Below are 15,071 nucleotides of genomic sequence, written 5' to 3' on the forward strand. Positions count from 1 at the left end.
CGCTACCTGTTGAGACAGGACGATTCTGGAATTCATGTGTGATGGCCATGTGAATCCGGAAAAGCGCTACCTGTTGAGACAGGACGATTCTGGAATTCATGTGTGATGGCCATGTGAATTGTGATGGCCATTATATGGGTGGAAGCAGATAGGGAGCGTCTTTGTTCATGGAAGGCAATTTTTCAGCACAGCGTGCGCAGATCCGACAAGACCTGTTCCGCGTGGCCTTTCGTTTTGACTTTTGGATAGATTTTGCGAATTGTGCCCTGGGCGTCGGTGATGAAGGTGGTGCGGACAATGCCCATGGCCACCTTGCCATAATTTATTTTCTCCTGCCAGACTCCGAAAGCTTCGCATAAGAGGCCTTCCTGGTCGCTCAACAGGGTGAAGGTGATGGAGTTCATGCAGTTTCCGGTGATTGCCCAGTTGGTCAGGGGCTGTCAAATCCGGAATGGTGTCACCGATTTGCAACATGACGGGTTTCTAACCTCCCAGGGTTGCCATGACATGAGGATGTGGTGTTTGGGGTGTGGCGTGTTTCTGGAAAGCATGTCCCAGGGGTTTGCGGCGAATGGCCTGGAGAATCCACTCGCGGAGAGTGGCATCATCGGCACCGGAGCGGAGGGGTTCACGCAGATTGACCCGATCTTCCCGTCCCAGACAGAGGATCAGATCCCCCCAGGAGGTCAACCGGATGCGATTGCAGGTATCGCAGAAATGTTGGGAAAGGGCGGAGATGATGCCGATATCGACCCCCAGGCCGGTGAGATGGAAATAGTTGGCCGGGCCATTGCCGACCGGTCGTTCCACCGGGATCAAATCGCTGCCGCAGGAGGCCAGAATGCGGGAGCGGATTTCATCCGCTGACATATACTGTCCCATGATCGCGGCCCCGGCGGCCCCGACCGGCATGGTTTCGATGAGGCGCAGCAGGACCTTTTTTTCCCGGGCAAAGGCGATCATGGCGGGTATCTCCCTGTCATTGATTCCGCCCATCACGACCATGTTGATTTTGACCGGCGACAATCCGGCGGCCAGGGCTGCGTCGATGCCGGCCAGGACCGGCTGGAGATCACCGCCACGAGTGATTTGCAGGAAAGTTTCCGGGTTCAGGGAGTCCAGGGATATGTTGACGCGCCGCAAGCCCAGTTTTTTCAGGTCCTGGGCCATTTCTGCCAGTAAAAAGGCATTGGTGGAGAGGGAGACTTCGTCCACGCCGGGCAAGGCCACCATGTGGGTCAAGAGGTCACGAATATCCCGGCGCAACAAAGGTTCACCACCGGTCAGTCGGAAGCGCCCCACACCCAGTTGTGCAAACAGGCCTGCCAGACGCAAAATTTCCGCACTGGTCAGGGATTCATGGCGGGCCTCTTCGCCTTCACCGGCCGGAAGCCGGCAATAGTGGCAGCGAAAGTTGCAGCGTTCCGTGACCGACAACCGCAGGTAACGAATCATGCGCCCATGCAGGTCCTGCAACACGTGGGGCGTCTGGATAGGGTCGGTCACGCACTGGCCTCATTGGGTCGGACAAAATGGCCGCTCCGACCACCCGATTTTTCCAAAAGACGAATCGCGTTGATCACCATGGCCCGGTCCACACTTTTGCACATGTCGTAGATGGTCAGTCCGGTGACGGCGACGGCGGTCAGGGCTTCCATTTCAACGCCGGTGCGTCCGGTGCAGGTGACCCGGGCGGTAATGTCCACCCGACTGTGTGCTTGGTCGGGTACAAAATCAACCGTAACCGAGGTGAGGGCCAGTTGGTGGCACAGGGGAATGAGCATATCGACCCGTTTGGCGGCCATGATGCCGGCAATCCGGGCCACTTCCAGGACATCCCCCTTGGCGGCTCCCTTGTCCAGGATCATGGCCAGGGTTTCCGGTTGCATGGTGACGGAGCCAGCCGCCACAGCCACCCGTATGGTTTCCGCTTTGGCAGCCACATCCACCATGCGGGAGGCTCCCTGGGCATCGAAATGGGTCAAAGGGGGATCATGTGTCATGGTGATTCAAACATCCTTTCATCGTACATTATAGCCTTGATCATCTTCGGCCATAGGCAGGAACCTATCGAAAACGGGGTCCAGGGGGCTGGCTCCCTGGCAGGTCCAGGACAGAGTCCTGGCGGGGTATGGGGCGGAGCCCCATGCTGTTTTTCTACGCCCCCCTTTTCCCAGGCTTTTTTTGCGCCGTTTGCAAAAAAAGCCCAGGGGGCGGGCCATGGTCTGACTCTTGGCGCGTTGTTCAGCGCCAAGAGTCAGATGTATTGCAGGTTTTCCGAAAAAAGCAATCATCGTGGCCGAATAGATGATCATGGCCTCGCAGTATATCTTCAATGACACGGTTGATTCTTCTCAATAAAGCGCGATCATTCGTTTGGCACCAAAGGTAGTCATGCCATGCGTCTTTTGTCCACGCCAGGATCACGCGATCAAATCCTGTTGGATTATTTCTCCTGCACGGTATTGTTCAATGGATTTGGCCAAATGCTGTCGATTGGCTTCTGTCCCGAGCAAGTGCAACGTATCCATAAGACCATCATAATCTGCTTTGGACATGACCACAACGTCAGCCCCATCACGACGGGTTATGACAGCCGCGTCGGCATCATCCACAACCCGGTCCAGTATGGACTTTAAATTTTTGCGGGCAACCGCATATGAAACGATATGCATGATGGGCATTCCAGCCGTTCAGGAGATATGGCTTATAAAGTTCCGATGTGGAAAGATTGTCAAGAGCGTTTCAGCTTTTTGCATCATCCAGGAGATTTTTAACAATTTGTCCCTTGGATTGATACAAATTTTTCATTTCTCTGGGTGCGCAGGAATCCATGACATATTGCGTGACAAGAGGGGCATAGACGGTGCAATCTCCATAGCACACGATTGTTCCTGGTAATTTATTGGGATCAATTTTTCCCCAACTGACGGCTTCTGAGGGCGTTGCGCCACTCAGGCCACCTGTATCGGGCCTGGCGTCGGTAAACTGGATAAAATAATCATGTCCGACATCTTTGATACCAAGGACTTCGTTGATAAACGGCTCGGTTTGCAGAAGAAAATTTTTGGGGCTGCCGCCTCCCAGAATGACGACTGCCGAGGATCCACCCTCTTTTTTGGCATTATGGACATAAGACGCAGTTTCCAGAACATCATAATTTTGATCGATGGAAAAAAAGACATTCTCTTTGATAAGCGCAGCAAGGTTCATTCCGATACCCGAATCTGCCGGGGCCGAGCAATGGATGGGAATTTGATACTTGGCACCTGCCGCCAGGACGCTGTATTCATCTGCGCCATCGTCCATTTCCAGCATGTATGCACCCAGTTGATAATGCAAATCCGAAGAGGATTGACCGTTTTTGAGAGACTTTCTGCCAATAAGCTTCTTGATGGATTCCCTGATGAATTTATCCGTGTCATAAAGGGCCTGTGATTCCAGGTACAGATCATAGATTCTGACAATTCCATCCTTGTGGAGGAGAGAGTCATCGGAAACATGATTGCCCCGATACATTTCGTGGCCAAGAAAGTGATGCATATCGTGATAAAGATTGGCCCCTGTTGAAACAATCCAGTCAACGAAGCCATGTTTCATGAGCGGAATGATGCTGCTGTAGCCAACCCCGGCAGGGATGAGGGCACCGGAGATGCTGAGGCCAACCGTAATGTTTCTGTCGTTTGCAATTCTGCTCACAAGCTTGCAGGCATCCGCCAATTGTCTGGCATTGTAGGCGATAAAGTGATTGTCGATCAAATTTTTTATAGACAATCCGGCTGATTGGTTTTTCGGAGAAAAGCAGTTATAAGAAGAGATTGCGCCACTTTTTTTGCATTTGTTTTGCATTGTTGTTCCTCAAAAAATTTGTTTTTATGATCAAGGCCCATGAAGCGGCTTTTATTTTCGCACGGGCGGATTGTTTTCGATTGCCTTGAGGAGGGCCAGGAACCCTTTGAGCAGGTCGGTCGGGGCAGGGGGGCAGCCGGGAATGTGGACATCGACCGGGACCACCTCTTTGACCGGGCCGACACAGGCATAACTGCCTTTGAAAACACCGCCGGTGCAGGCACAATCGCCGACGGCCACGACCCATTTGGGGGCGGGGGTGGCGGCGTAGGTGCGTTCCAGGCCCTGACGCATGTTGCAGGCGGTCGGGCCGGTGACCAGGAGGAGGTCGGCATGCCGGGGCGAGGCCACAAAATGCATACCGAAACGTTCGATATCGTAGAAGGGATTGTTCAGGGCGTGAACTTCGAGTTCGCAGCCGTTGCAGGAACCGGCATCCACTTCGCGAATGGCCATGGTGCGACCGATCATTTGCCTGGGGCGATCCTGCAAGGCCTGGGTGGCTTCTGCCAGGGCAGCACCATCCGGCTCCGGGGCTGGCCGGGTTACGGGGGAGGTCAGGATTGCTTGGCCAAGCAGGTTGAACATGGTCTTACCTCAAAGGTCATGGCCGGAGTAGGAGCAGTTGAAGGATTTGTTGCACAAGGGAAAATCTGCCACAATGTTTCCTTCGATGCAGGCTTCCAGGAGCGGCCACTGAAACCAGGATGGATCCCGGGGGTGACAACGCATGATTTTGCCATCGGCCCCAATGCGCAACCAGATGAACACATCTCCCCGGAACGCCTCGGCGACGCCACACCCTTCCCGTATATTCAGGATGTGACCACCTTCCTGGCTCTCAAAGGCAACGGGAACCGTCAGGGGTCCCTTGCCGGGATTGGCCAGGATTTGGCGGATGAGGCCGGCACTCTGTCTGACTTCGTCGGCCCGGTTCAGGAGTCGGGCATGGACATCCCCTTCTTCCCGGATGGGGAGTGCAAATTGCAGGGAATCGTAGGGAGGGTAGGGGAGATGACGCCGGGCATCGAAACGTCTGCCGGAGGCACGACCGATGAAGCCACCGGGAGCAAACTGCCGGGCCAATTCCGTTGTCAAGATACCAGTGGCCCGGGTCCGATCCAGCAGGGAGGGAACGGAATCATACACGGTCATCAAATGTTCGAACCGTTTTTCGAACTTGTCCAGAAAACGGGTTAAATGCTGAGTTCCGTCCGGGGGGAGATCGACCGTGACCCCTCCGGGAACGACGCGATCCATCATGAGCCGGTGTCCAAAACAGTGCTGGGCCGACTGGAGAATTTCTTCTCTCAGGATGGAAAAATTGGCCTGGAGAATGGAAAAGGCGGCATCGTTGCAGATGAAGCCGATATCCCCGCAATGATTGGCCATGCGTTCCAGTTCGGCCATGAGGGCGCGCAGGTGATGGGCGCGGCTGGAGGGGGTGATGTGCAAGGCGGCCTCGACGGCGCGGGCATAGGCGATGGCATAGGCCACGGTGCTGTCACCGGAGATGCGACCACAAATGCGACTCCCTTCAGCCAGATCCTTTCCTTCCAGAAGCTGTTCCACCCCTTTGTGGACGTAGCCCAGGCGCTCTTCCAGACGTACCACGGCCTCCCCATTGGCGGTAAAGCGAAAATGTCCGGGTTCGATAATGCCGGCATGGACCGGACCAACGGGAATCTGGTGCAGGGATTCACCTTCGATGGGAAGGAATGGATAGGCTGTGGGTGCAGACAAACGACAAGGTGGGGCCTCGGGACGGGGGGGACGCAGCCACACGCCATGGTTCAGCCATGGCCGGTCATCGAGCAGACCAAACGGAACATGACCGTGCATGTCGCGGATGGTGCGTTCCAAACGCAGGGCCGGCAGATGGTCGGGGGTCAGGGCCGGATATCCGCCATCCTGAACGCGCACCGAAAGAATTGTAACTGCATCGGGCAGGCCGAGGATGGCCGCATGAACTTCCTGGGCGTCGGCCCACAAGGCCAGCAACCGACACTTTCCTTCCCCCAGTGTCTTGCCCAGCAGAATCCAGGTGGCATGATCGACCTGGATGCGTGGCCAGGGGCGATGTTCCGGGACCGGTTTGCCATCTGCCAGAATTTTGTGACCAATTTCATGAAACGGGGTTTGCATGCTGGCACCTTTATCCGATCTCACGTAACGGAGTTTGCATCGTGGTCCCTCGATCCCTTATCCGAGAAGGTCGGCCACGCGGGCGAACCAGATGCCCAGGTTTTCGGGAAGATGCAAACCTGCCCACAAAATCAAGGCCAGATGCACGAACAGCGGCATGAGTGAGGCTTCCAGAGGCCTGGAGGTCCCATCGGGTTCGCCGAACAGGAGTTCCTGGAGCCTGAGCAGCAGGGCACCAAAGGCGACGAGAAGACCCACAACCAGGATGACGGCCAGGAGCGGTTCACGGGCAAAGGTGGTTGTGACGAGGATGAACTCACTGGCGAAGATGCCGAAGGGGGGGAGACCGGCGATGGCGATGACGCCCAGGGCAAGACCCCAGGCGAGGGCCGGATGGCTTTCGCTGAGGCCGTGAATGGCGTCCATGTCTTTGGTCCCCTTGGCCTGGGTCACATGACCCACGGCAAAGAAGATGGCGGATTTGGTCAGGCTGTGCATGGTCATGTGCAGCAGGCCGGCAAAATTGGCCAGGGCACCCCCCATGCCAAAGGCAAAGGTGATGATTCCCATGTGTTCGATGGAGGAGTAGGCAAAGAGGCGCTTGATATCCTTGCGTTGATAGAGCATGAATCCGGCGAAGAGAAGAGAGAGGAGTCCCATGAACATCAGGATGGGGCCGGGTGACAGGGATTCCGGATTGCCGGCCAGGATCATCTTGAAGCGCAGGATTGCATAGAGAGCGACATTCAGCAGCAGTCCGGAAAGGACGGCGGAGATGGGGGTCGGACCCTCGGCATGGGCATCCGGCAACCAGGCATGCAGGGGGGCAAGACCCACCTTGGTCCCGAAGCCGACCAGCAGGAAGACAAAGGCCAGACTCAACAGTTTGGGATCCATGTTGCCAGAGTCTGCCACCAGTCTGGTCCAGGTCATGGCGGCCATGCCTTCGCCCACCACGGGTTGGGCGACCAGATAAATGAGAATCGTGCCAAAAAATGCCAGGGCAATGCCGACACTGCCGAGAATGAAATATTTCCAGGCGGCTTCCACGGCTTCCGGGGTCCGGTAGATGCCCACCATGACCACGGTCGTGACGGTGGCCATCTCCAGGCCGACCCACATCAGGCCGATGTTGTTGCTGGAGAGGGCCAGGTTCATGGCAAAGAGCAGGGCCTGATACATGGCGTGATAGAAACGGAGGTGTTTGGGGGTCAGATGTCCCCTTTCCAGCTCGTGGGCGATATAGGTGGCGCTGAAAATACTGGTGGTCATGCCGACGAAGGTGTTGAGGGCGATCAGGTAGACATTGAAGGCGTCCACGAACAGCAGACCGGCAATGAAATGGGGGGTGAAAAACAGATACAGACCCATCATGAAGGTCAGGGCGGTGGCCAGGACGTTGAGCCAGGCTCCCAGACGAAAGCTGGGGATCAACAAAAGGAGAATCGCCGCAATCCCGGGAATGATCAGGAGGGATTGCAGGGCCATGGCCGGTGTGATCAGAGCGGTTTCAGGCAGGATCATGTGGGTTCTCTCCGGACCGGATCCATGGCGGGAATGACGGGTTGTATCAGACTCTCTCCATGACTGTAGCGACCTTCCAGGCGTTCTTTGCGGAACCGCTCCAGGGCGGTGATGTCCACGGAATCAAAACGTTCGCGAATCCGGAACAAGAAGATTCCGAATACCAGGAAGGCGATGAGGACGGAAAAAGCGACACTGATCTCCACCACGAGCGGCATGCCCTTGGCTCCGGTGGCGGCCAGGATCAGGCCATTTTCCAGGGACATGAAACCGACGATCTGGCTGATGGCGTTGTGGCGGGTGATCATCATGAGGATGCCCAGGAGAATGACGGCCAGGGCAAAGGCCAGATCCTGCCGGGTGGCAGCGGCGTGGGCCGAGGTCATGGGCACGACGATCAGAATGGCCAACATGGTCAGAAACACGGCGACAAGCAACGTGGTGCCGATACCGACCACGGTTTCGATATTGCGTTGAATGCCGAGTTTGCGAATGATGATGCGCAGGACCCAGGGAATCACGCCGGCCTTGACCGTCAGGGCCAGGAAGGCCGTGACCATGAGATGGGGGGCATGCTGGACCCGGGATTGCCAGGCGACGGCCATGGCCAGGATGACGGCCTGCATGGCAAAGGCGTTGAGGATGCCATACATGCGGGTCTGGTAGAGCAGGACAAAGCTCACCATCAGCGTGGAACCGGCCAGCAAATGGGTTACATCCAGATTGTAATCCACTTTTACATCCCTATGGAGACGAACAGGAGGACCATGGCCAGGATACCCAGGACCAGGGCGATGGTCAAAAACTCCGCCACGCGAAACACCCGCATTTTGGCCACGATGGTTTCGCCGACGGCCAACAGGACGGCGCTGCCGAACAGTTTGCCCAGGTAGGTGAGCAGACCAAGGCCCATGTCCAGAATGGTCCCTCCGGGAAGGGCCATGCCATAGGGGAAAAACAGGCAGGCGATCATGGAGAGAAACAGGACCAGTTTCAGGGCGGATGCGGCTTCGATCATGGCCAGATGCCGACCGGAGTATTCCAGGACCATGGCTTCATGGACCATGGTCAATTCCAGATGGGTGGCCGGGTTGTCTACCGGGATACGGCCATTTTCGGCGATGGCGACGATGATCAGGGCCATCAGGGCGAGTCCCAGGGAGACGCGCAGTCCGACCTGTTCGGTGATCAGGAAATGGGCGATTTGCGACAGTTGCGTGGTGCCGGCGAGGATGGCAACGGTAAAGACCACCATCAGCATGGCCGGTTCGGCCAGGGAGGAGATCATCATTTCCCGCGATGAGCCGATGCCGCCGAAGCTGGTCCCCACATCCATGCCGGCCAGGGCCAGAAAAAAGCGCCCGGTGGCCAGAAGTGCGACAATGGCGACCAGGTCCGCAGCCCAACCAAATGTCAGGTTGGTCGTATAGGTCGGGATCAGGGCCGCCGCAACCCAGGTGACGCCAAAGAGAATGTAGGGTACGGTCCGGTAGATCCAGGAGGTGTTTTCCGCCATCAAGGCATCCTTGGACAGAAGACGGATCAGGTCGCGATAGGGTTGCAGGAAGGGGGGACCTTGACGACGCTGGAGGCGGGCCTTGACCTTGCGCACCACCCCGATCACCAGGGGGGAGACCAGGAGTACCAGAAAAATCTGGACACCCTGGGAAAGGAATTCAACGATCATCGCCATACGGCAACCACCAGGAGCAGAAGAATCAAGGCTATGAAGCTGATCGTCAAAAATTGACGAATGGTAAGAAAGTGCATGGCGTCGGCGCGCACCGAGGTGCGGGTCACGAAGCGTCCCAGGGGTGCGAAGATGGATTCCCATACCGGATCGAACATGGAGACAGTCAACCGGGCGGGCCTGGGGTCACCTGGGGGTGGCATGAAAACGGTTTCGCGGGCCCGGAACCAGACGGTGGCGAAGACGCGCCGGATGGGCTGACTGAAACTGCTGCCGGTATATTGGGTCATGGGTGACGGATCGGGGAATCCGCAATCCCATGGGGACCCTTTTTGCACAATGTTGGAGGCACGATGATGGATGAACAGGGCGGCCAGGCTGGCTGAGATACCCACAAAAATAAGAATTGCCAGACTGTTGTAGGAACTTTGGGATATGCCGAACGGCACCAGGAACATCCAGCCAAATCTTGATCCTTCTGTGCCGGTGGCGATGGTGGCTCCGAGCAGTTGACCGGGGACGGGCAGGATGATGTCCATGACCAGGGTCGGCAGGATGCCGAACAGCAGGCAGAGACCGGCCAGAATGGACATGGCGGAGAGGGAGAAGGGATCGGTTTCGTGGGCATTTTTGGCCATGTCCGAGCGGGGACGGCCCAGAAAAACGACGCCGAAGACCTTGACAAAGCCGGTGGCCACCAGGGATGCGGTCAGGGCAAGAACGGCCCCGACCAGGGGGACCAGAAATTTCAGGAGCGGTTGGGGAAATTCCGGGCTGGCCAGGATGGCCTGGAAGGTCAGCCATTCCGACACAAAACCGTTCAGGGGTGGCAGAGCCGAGATGGATGCCGCTCCGACCAGGAACAGAAAAGCGGTGCGGGGCATGCGGTGGATCAATCCTCCCAATTGTTCGATATCTCGCTGTCCCGTGGCGTGCAACACGGCTCCGGCTCCCATGAAGAGCAGATTTTTGAACAGGGAGTGGTTCAAGGTGTGGAACAGGGCGGCGGTGAGGGCGACGGTGGCCCCTTCGGCGTGACCGTTGGCCTGGAAGGCCATTGCCAGACCGATGCCGACAAAGATGATGCCGATGTTTTCCACGGTGCTGTAGGCCAGGAACCGTTTGATGTCGCGCTGCATGACGGCGTAGAGAATGCCGAGAAAGGCGGTGATGCCGCCGGTGAGCATGATCGGGACCGACCACCACCACGGATTGGGGCCGGACAGGTCAAAGAGAATGCGGATGGCTGCGTAGACGGCCACCTTGGTCATGACGCCGCTCATCAGGGCCGAGACGTGGCTTGGGGCTGCCGGATGGGCCAGCGGCAGCCAGACATGCAACGGGACCAGACCGGCCTTCGATCCAGCCCCCATGAGGGTCAGGATCAGGACCACGGCGACCCCCCACTCGGGCAGCGTGTTGCCGCGCATGGCGTCGAAGGCATAATCGCCCCTGTCGCCGGCCATGATGCCAAAGGCGAACAACAGCATCATGGTGCCGAAACTGGCCATGAGCAGATAGGTGAAGGCTGCGTGGCGGTTGGCCTGGATTCGATGTTCGACGAGGACCAGGCTCCAGGAACTCAGGGACATGAACTCCCAGGCGACCAGGAATGAAAAGGCATCATCGGCGATGACGACGAGGTTCATGGCGGCCAGAAAGGCGGGATACATGGGGAGAATGCGCAGGGGGCGTTCGGCGTGGGCACCGTAGCCGATGCCAAACAGGCTGGCCAGGGTACCGCCCAGGTTGATCACCAGCAGGAAAAATGCCGCCAGGGCATCCAGTCGGTATTGAAAGCCGATCCAGGGCAACCCCATATGGAATCCGGTTTTCAGGGGTACCGGATTGACCAGGAGAATGATCAGGCTGATGATCACGGCCAAGCCGCTCAAGATGGCCGCGCCGCCATACACCAGCCGGAACCAGAAGGGATCTTTTTTGGCTCCAAAGGCCACAAACCCCAGTCCTACAAGCCCACAGCAGATGGCCAACTCAACATCGAGGGCATTCATGGCATGATCGCTTTCCGACGTGTTCCTGCTTCTTCGTCCATCACCCGCTTTGTCTGGTTGCTTGCCGACGCATTTTTGACTTTTTTGTTCATCGCCAGCTTTCGGTTTTCAACCTGTCCTGTTCACATCGTGGCATCCAGACTGCAACTCCTGCAACCTCCAGCCTGCAACCCCCAGGCTGACCAATGATCACACGATACCGACATTCCGGCTGAAGCAACAGCCAAAAAAAGGATCAAAACACCATTTTGTTGATGCCGACGGGTGGTTTGGTTTCCGGTGGGCGGATCACGCTCACGAGACGCAGTCCGACATCGGAGCGTTTGGTGGAGAAGAGTTCAAAGCCGCGGTTGGTGCAGCGCAGGGTGTTGGCGTTGCCTTGCCAGCCACCGCCACGGATGACCCGATAAGGCGTGGCATTTTCCACTTTCGGGTTGTTGCGTGGGTGGTGGGCATAGGCATCTTTTTGATATGAGTCCCGGGTCCACTCCCAGACGTTGCCGCTCATATCCCAGATACCCAGGCGATTGGGTTCCCGGGAACCGGTGCGTTGGGTGTTCTGGTTGCTGTTGTCCTGATACCAGGCGACCCGGTCCGGATCTCCGCCGCCGGAATAGCGCACATTCTGGCCGCGATTGCGGCAGGTGTATTCCCATTCGGCTTCGGATGGCAGGCGGAACAGGATGCGGTTGGTATAGATCTGGTTCAGTTTTTCCACAAACCCTTCAATGTCGTCCCAGGCAACCTGTTCCACCGGATAGTCGTCGCCTTTGCGGAAGTGGGCCGGATTGTTGCGCATGATCTGTCGCCATTGTCCCTGGGTGATTTCGCGCCGGGAAATCCAGAAACCGTCGAGACAGGCTTCATGAACGGGTCCTTCATCCACCTCTCGACCTTCGGTCTCCGGGTGGCTGCCCATTTTGTAACAGCCGGAGGCGATCCAGGTGAATTCGATGCCACTGACCGGCTCCAGCCACGCCTCGCCGGGGGTGATTTGTTCGGCGGGCAGGCGTCCGGTGGCACCAATGTTGATGGCTTCCCATTCATTGATGAGGAATGCCGCAGCGGTCATGGGCAGCAGCAGGATCAGTAGAAGGAGCGGCATGAAAAAGGGCGGCATGAACCGGAAGCGTACCATTATTTTTCTCCTCCGGTCCGGACCAGACGTATGCGGGCGGGAGTGGAAAGAAAGGGGTCTGCGGTCGGCGCGTCGATACGCAATTGTTCCTGGGCATGGCTGAAGGCTTCCAGGAGATCAACCCACCCGTCACGGGCTTCCTTTTCCCTGCCATCGGCGAGACCGAGCATGCCCTTCAGGAGGTGGTAGGTGAAGGCTCTCTGTCGGCCAGGTCCATAAATATCGGCATCACCGGTGACGGCAGCCACGGCCCAGGCCTTGCGGCTGGCAAAAAGATCGGGGGGAGGTGATGGTCCATCAAAGGGCTGTTGCATGGAACACACTTCCGAGCCGTTGAAGCAGGCATCGATCAGGACCATGATTTCCGGATTGGGAAGTTTTTCCAGGGTTTCTTTCAAGGTCACCAGGGAGATCGCCTGTTCCGGGGAGATGTCGCCGCCCGAGGTTTCAACCGGAACCAGAAGGGCATCGGTAACCTGGGTGCGGTCGGCATTGTAGCCGGGGGTACCGTGGCCGGAATAATAAAACACGAGCATCGCATTGGGATTGAGACGGCCTTGACCGATCAGCCATTCGAGATCGCGGCGGAGAACGGGCAGGGTGGCTTCTTCGTTGGTGCGCAGGCGCAGATGGTCAGCATCGTTTTGCAACAGGCCGCGCCGGGTCAGCAGGGTACGCATGTTGCTCGCATCCCGGTCTGCAAAGTGGCGACCGCGCACCTTTTTGTATTGGCTGATGCCGACGAACAATCCGTAGGCATCAACCCGTTTTTGCCACTTTTCCAGATTGGGCAGGGCGTTGATGAATTCATCGAGGACATGGCGCTGATCGTCCACATCCCCTTTTTTGGCCCAGGCTTCATGGGGCAGGGCGATGGAGAAGGGGACTTCGGCATCCGGATCCAGTTCGGCGGCCACGAGCCGGTCTTTGGCTTCGACGAAGGCGGCTTCGCCGGGATACTCCTTGACAATCTGGCTGACCGCTTCCCGGACGGCATCCATTCCCTCGCCCCGTCGAAATTTCCGCCACAGGGTTTCGACCACGTAACGCACGGCCTGGTCTCGCCAGGTTTGTGCCCGGATCCCTTCCAGGTGGGCACGGTACAACCAGTCATAGGCCTCTTTATAGCGTCCCATGCGAAAGAGGGAGTAGGTTTTGGTGTGGGCCAGGGAGAGGTTGCCCTTGTTGAGCGCCAGTCCCCGGAAAGCCTCGATGTGGGCGCTTTCGTCATCGCCCAGATCAAAATAGGTCCAGGCCAGATTGGCATGGGTCTTGACGTGATCGGGATGCAGGTCGTGGGCCTTTTTCCAGACATCACGGGCCTCTTCCTTGCGCCCGCTCAGGTAATACCCCAGGCCCAGATTGTAGGCCACGGCCAGATCGTTCGGGCATTCGGCATAAGCCCGTTCCAGTCCCTGCAAACCTTTTTCCGGTTGGTTGGCGAACAGATCGATGCTTTTGCTCGCCAACTCTCTGGCTACGGGGCAGGAAGAGAGTTCGGCGGCACGGCTGTCGTGTTCTGTGGTCAGGATGCCGACTGCCAACAGGAATCCTGCCAGCCAACGCAACCGGAGCATGCGCAACCGGAGCATGGGAATGCTGTCAGGCCACACGGGGATTCAGAGTGCCGGCGGCATAGCGTTCGGCCATTCTTTCCAGGGAGATCACTTTGATTCTCGATCCCCTGCCAGCGGCTCCAAAGGCCTCATAGCGGGATTTGCAGAGGGCATAGGCTGCATCTTCTGCCGGACGCATGTATTTGCGGGGGTCGAATTCCCGGGGATTGACTTTCAGATGGCGGCGGATCGCCCCGGTCATGGCCAGACGCAGGTCGGTATCGATGTTGATCTTGCGCACGCCGTATTTGATGCTGACGATCAGCTCTTCGATGGGAGTTCCGTAGGTTTCAGGGATGGTGCCGCCGGCTTCGTTGATGACGGCGAGCAGATCCTGGGATACGGAGGAACCACCATGCAATACCAGATGGGTGTCCGGTATCCGGGCGGCAATATCCTTGACGCGGCTGATGGCCAATTCGTCATTGGTGGGTTTGGATTTGAATTTGTAGGCACCATGCGAGGTACCGATGGCGATGGCCAGGGCATCCACATGTGTGGCTTTGACGAAGGCTGCTGCCTCTTCCGGATCGGTCAGCATGTTTTGGCGGATGGTTTTTTCATTCGCATCGGCAGACGTTTTTCCGCCGGTGGGGCCATCCTGCAAGGGTCCCATCACGCCGAGTTCCCCTTCCACCGAGATACCGACGGCATGGGCAAACTCCACCACTTTCCGGGTGACTTCCACGTTATAGTCGTAGGTGGACGGGGTTTTGCCGTCTGGCAGGAGGGATCCATCCATCATGACGCTGGAAAATCCGCTCCGGATTGCTGCCTGGCAGACTGCCGGGGTTTGTCCGTGATCCTGATGGACTGCAACCGGCATGTGGGGATAGAGTTCCAGGACCGCCAGGATCTGGTGGCGCAGAAACCCTTCACCGGCATAGGCTCTCGCTCCGGTCGTTCCCTGGAGAATGACCGGACTGTCCGTGTCATGGGCAGCCCGGATGATGGCCCGTGCCTGTTCCATATTGTTGACATTGAAGGCCGGGAGTCCGTAGTCGTGTTCCGCTGCGTGGTCCAACAGTTGCCGCATCGATACCAATGGCATGGATTCCCTCCTCAAAATTTTGAAGTGTGTCCGCTGACAGATT

The 15,071-nt window shown here is 57.5% G+C and carries 15 protein-coding genes and 1 pseudogene; 1 reads left to right on the forward strand and 15 read right to left on the reverse strand.

The annotated features are described in order from the left end of the window. Window positions 1-182: 182 nt before the first annotated feature. The 12 genes and pseudogenes from HQL65_11620 to hyfB form a co-directional block, all read right to left on the reverse strand. Window positions 183-404: a redoxin domain-containing protein gene (locus tag HQL65_11620; protein MBF0136881.1), complete on the reverse strand. Its 222-nt coding sequence runs from the start codon at window positions 402-404 to the stop codon at window positions 183-185. Between the two features lie 79 nt (window positions 405-483). Beyond that, window positions 484-1,506, reverse strand: coding sequence for a GTP 3',8-cyclase MoaA (gene moaA / locus HQL65_11625; GenBank protein MBF0136882.1), 1,023 nt, complete (start codon window positions 1,504-1,506; stop codon window positions 484-486). After that, the gene (gene moaC / locus HQL65_11630) at window positions 1,503-2,003 is read right to left on the reverse strand and encodes a cyclic pyranopterin monophosphate synthase MoaC (protein MBF0136883.1); all 501 of its coding nucleotides are present in this window, start codon (window positions 2,001-2,003) and stop codon (window positions 1,503-1,505) included. The genes moaA and moaC overlap by 4 nt, the downstream gene beginning before the upstream one ends. Before the next feature lie 241 nt (window positions 2,004-2,244). Further along, window positions 2,245-2,427 (reverse strand): type II toxin-antitoxin system YoeB family toxin, encoded by a 183-nt coding sequence (locus HQL65_11635; GenBank protein MBF0136884.1) that lies wholly within the window; start codon window positions 2,425-2,427, stop codon window positions 2,245-2,247. Beyond that, window positions 2,424-2,675 carry a type II toxin-antitoxin system prevent-host-death family antitoxin gene (locus tag HQL65_11640; GenBank protein MBF0136885.1) on the reverse strand — a complete coding sequence of 84 codons (252 nt, stop codon included), beginning with the start codon at window positions 2,673-2,675 and terminating at the stop codon, window positions 2,424-2,426. The genes HQL65_11635 and HQL65_11640 overlap by 4 nt, the downstream gene beginning before the upstream one ends. A 70-nt stretch (window positions 2,676-2,745) precedes the next feature. Continuing rightward, entirely contained in the window at window positions 2,746-3,849 is a 1,104-nt protein-coding gene (locus HQL65_11645) for a deoxyhypusine synthase (GenBank protein MBF0136886.1), read from the reverse strand. 51 nt (window positions 3,850-3,900) lie between these two features. Continuing rightward, a complete protein-coding gene (gene nuoB / locus HQL65_11650) occupies window positions 3,901-4,437 on the reverse strand; it encodes an NADH-quinone oxidoreductase subunit NuoB (protein MBF0136887.1) in 537 nt (178 codons plus the stop codon). Window positions 4,438-4,446: 9 nt separating this feature from the next. Then, window positions 4,447-5,994, reverse strand: a complete 1,548-nt coding sequence (locus tag HQL65_11655) for a nickel-dependent hydrogenase large subunit (protein ID MBF0136888.1) — start codon at window positions 5,992-5,994, stop codon at window positions 4,447-4,449. 57 nt (window positions 5,995-6,051) lie between these two features. Beyond that, entirely contained in the window at window positions 6,052-7,518 is a 1,467-nt protein-coding gene (locus HQL65_11660) for a hydrogenase 4 subunit F (GenBank protein ID MBF0136889.1), read from the reverse strand. Between the two features lie 80 nt (window positions 7,519-7,598). Continuing rightward, a pseudogene (locus HQL65_11665) lies at window positions 7,599-8,204 on the reverse strand (hydrogenase-4 component E). Window positions 8,205-8,254: 50 nt separating this feature from the next. Then, complete coding sequence (locus HQL65_11670) at window positions 8,255-9,211, reverse strand: NADH-quinone oxidoreductase subunit H (protein MBF0136890.1); 957 nt, start codon at window positions 9,209-9,211, stop codon at window positions 8,255-8,257. Next, window positions 9,202-11,223, reverse strand: coding sequence for a hydrogenase 4 subunit B (gene hyfB / locus HQL65_11675; protein ID MBF0136891.1), 2,022 nt, complete (start codon window positions 11,221-11,223; stop codon window positions 9,202-9,204). The genes HQL65_11670 and hyfB overlap by 10 nt, the downstream gene beginning before the upstream one ends. Before the next feature lie 3 nt (window positions 11,224-11,226). Here hyfB and HQL65_11680 point away from each other — a divergent pair, with 3 nt between their 5' ends. After that, entirely contained in the window at window positions 11,227-11,412 is a 186-nt protein-coding gene (locus tag HQL65_11680) for a hypothetical protein (GenBank protein MBF0136892.1), read from the forward strand. Between the two features lie 46 nt (window positions 11,413-11,458). On the opposite strand, the gene HQL65_11685 is transcribed toward HQL65_11680, so the two are convergent. From HQL65_11685 to HQL65_11695, 3 genes are read right to left on the reverse strand one after another with little or no spacing between them, the layout of a single operon-like run. Beyond that, entirely contained in the window at window positions 11,459-12,361 is a 903-nt protein-coding gene (locus HQL65_11685; GenBank protein MBF0136893.1) for a formylglycine-generating enzyme family protein, read from the reverse strand. Then, window positions 12,361-13,974: a caspase family protein gene (locus HQL65_11690; GenBank protein ID MBF0136894.1), complete on the reverse strand. Its 1,614-nt coding sequence runs from the start codon at window positions 13,972-13,974 to the stop codon at window positions 12,361-12,363. Before HQL65_11690 ends, HQL65_11685 begins: the two co-directional genes overlap by 1 nt. After that, window positions 13,964-15,028: a fructose-bisphosphate aldolase class II gene (locus HQL65_11695; protein ID MBF0136895.1), complete on the reverse strand. Its 1,065-nt coding sequence runs from the start codon at window positions 15,026-15,028 to the stop codon at window positions 13,964-13,966. Before HQL65_11695 ends, HQL65_11690 begins: the two co-directional genes overlap by 11 nt. Window positions 15,029-15,071 lie beyond the last annotated feature (43 nt).

The organism is Magnetococcales bacterium (assembly GCA_015228935.1).
Classification (GTDB): domain Bacteria; phylum Pseudomonadota; class Magnetococcia; order Magnetococcales; family DC0425bin3; genus HA3dbin3.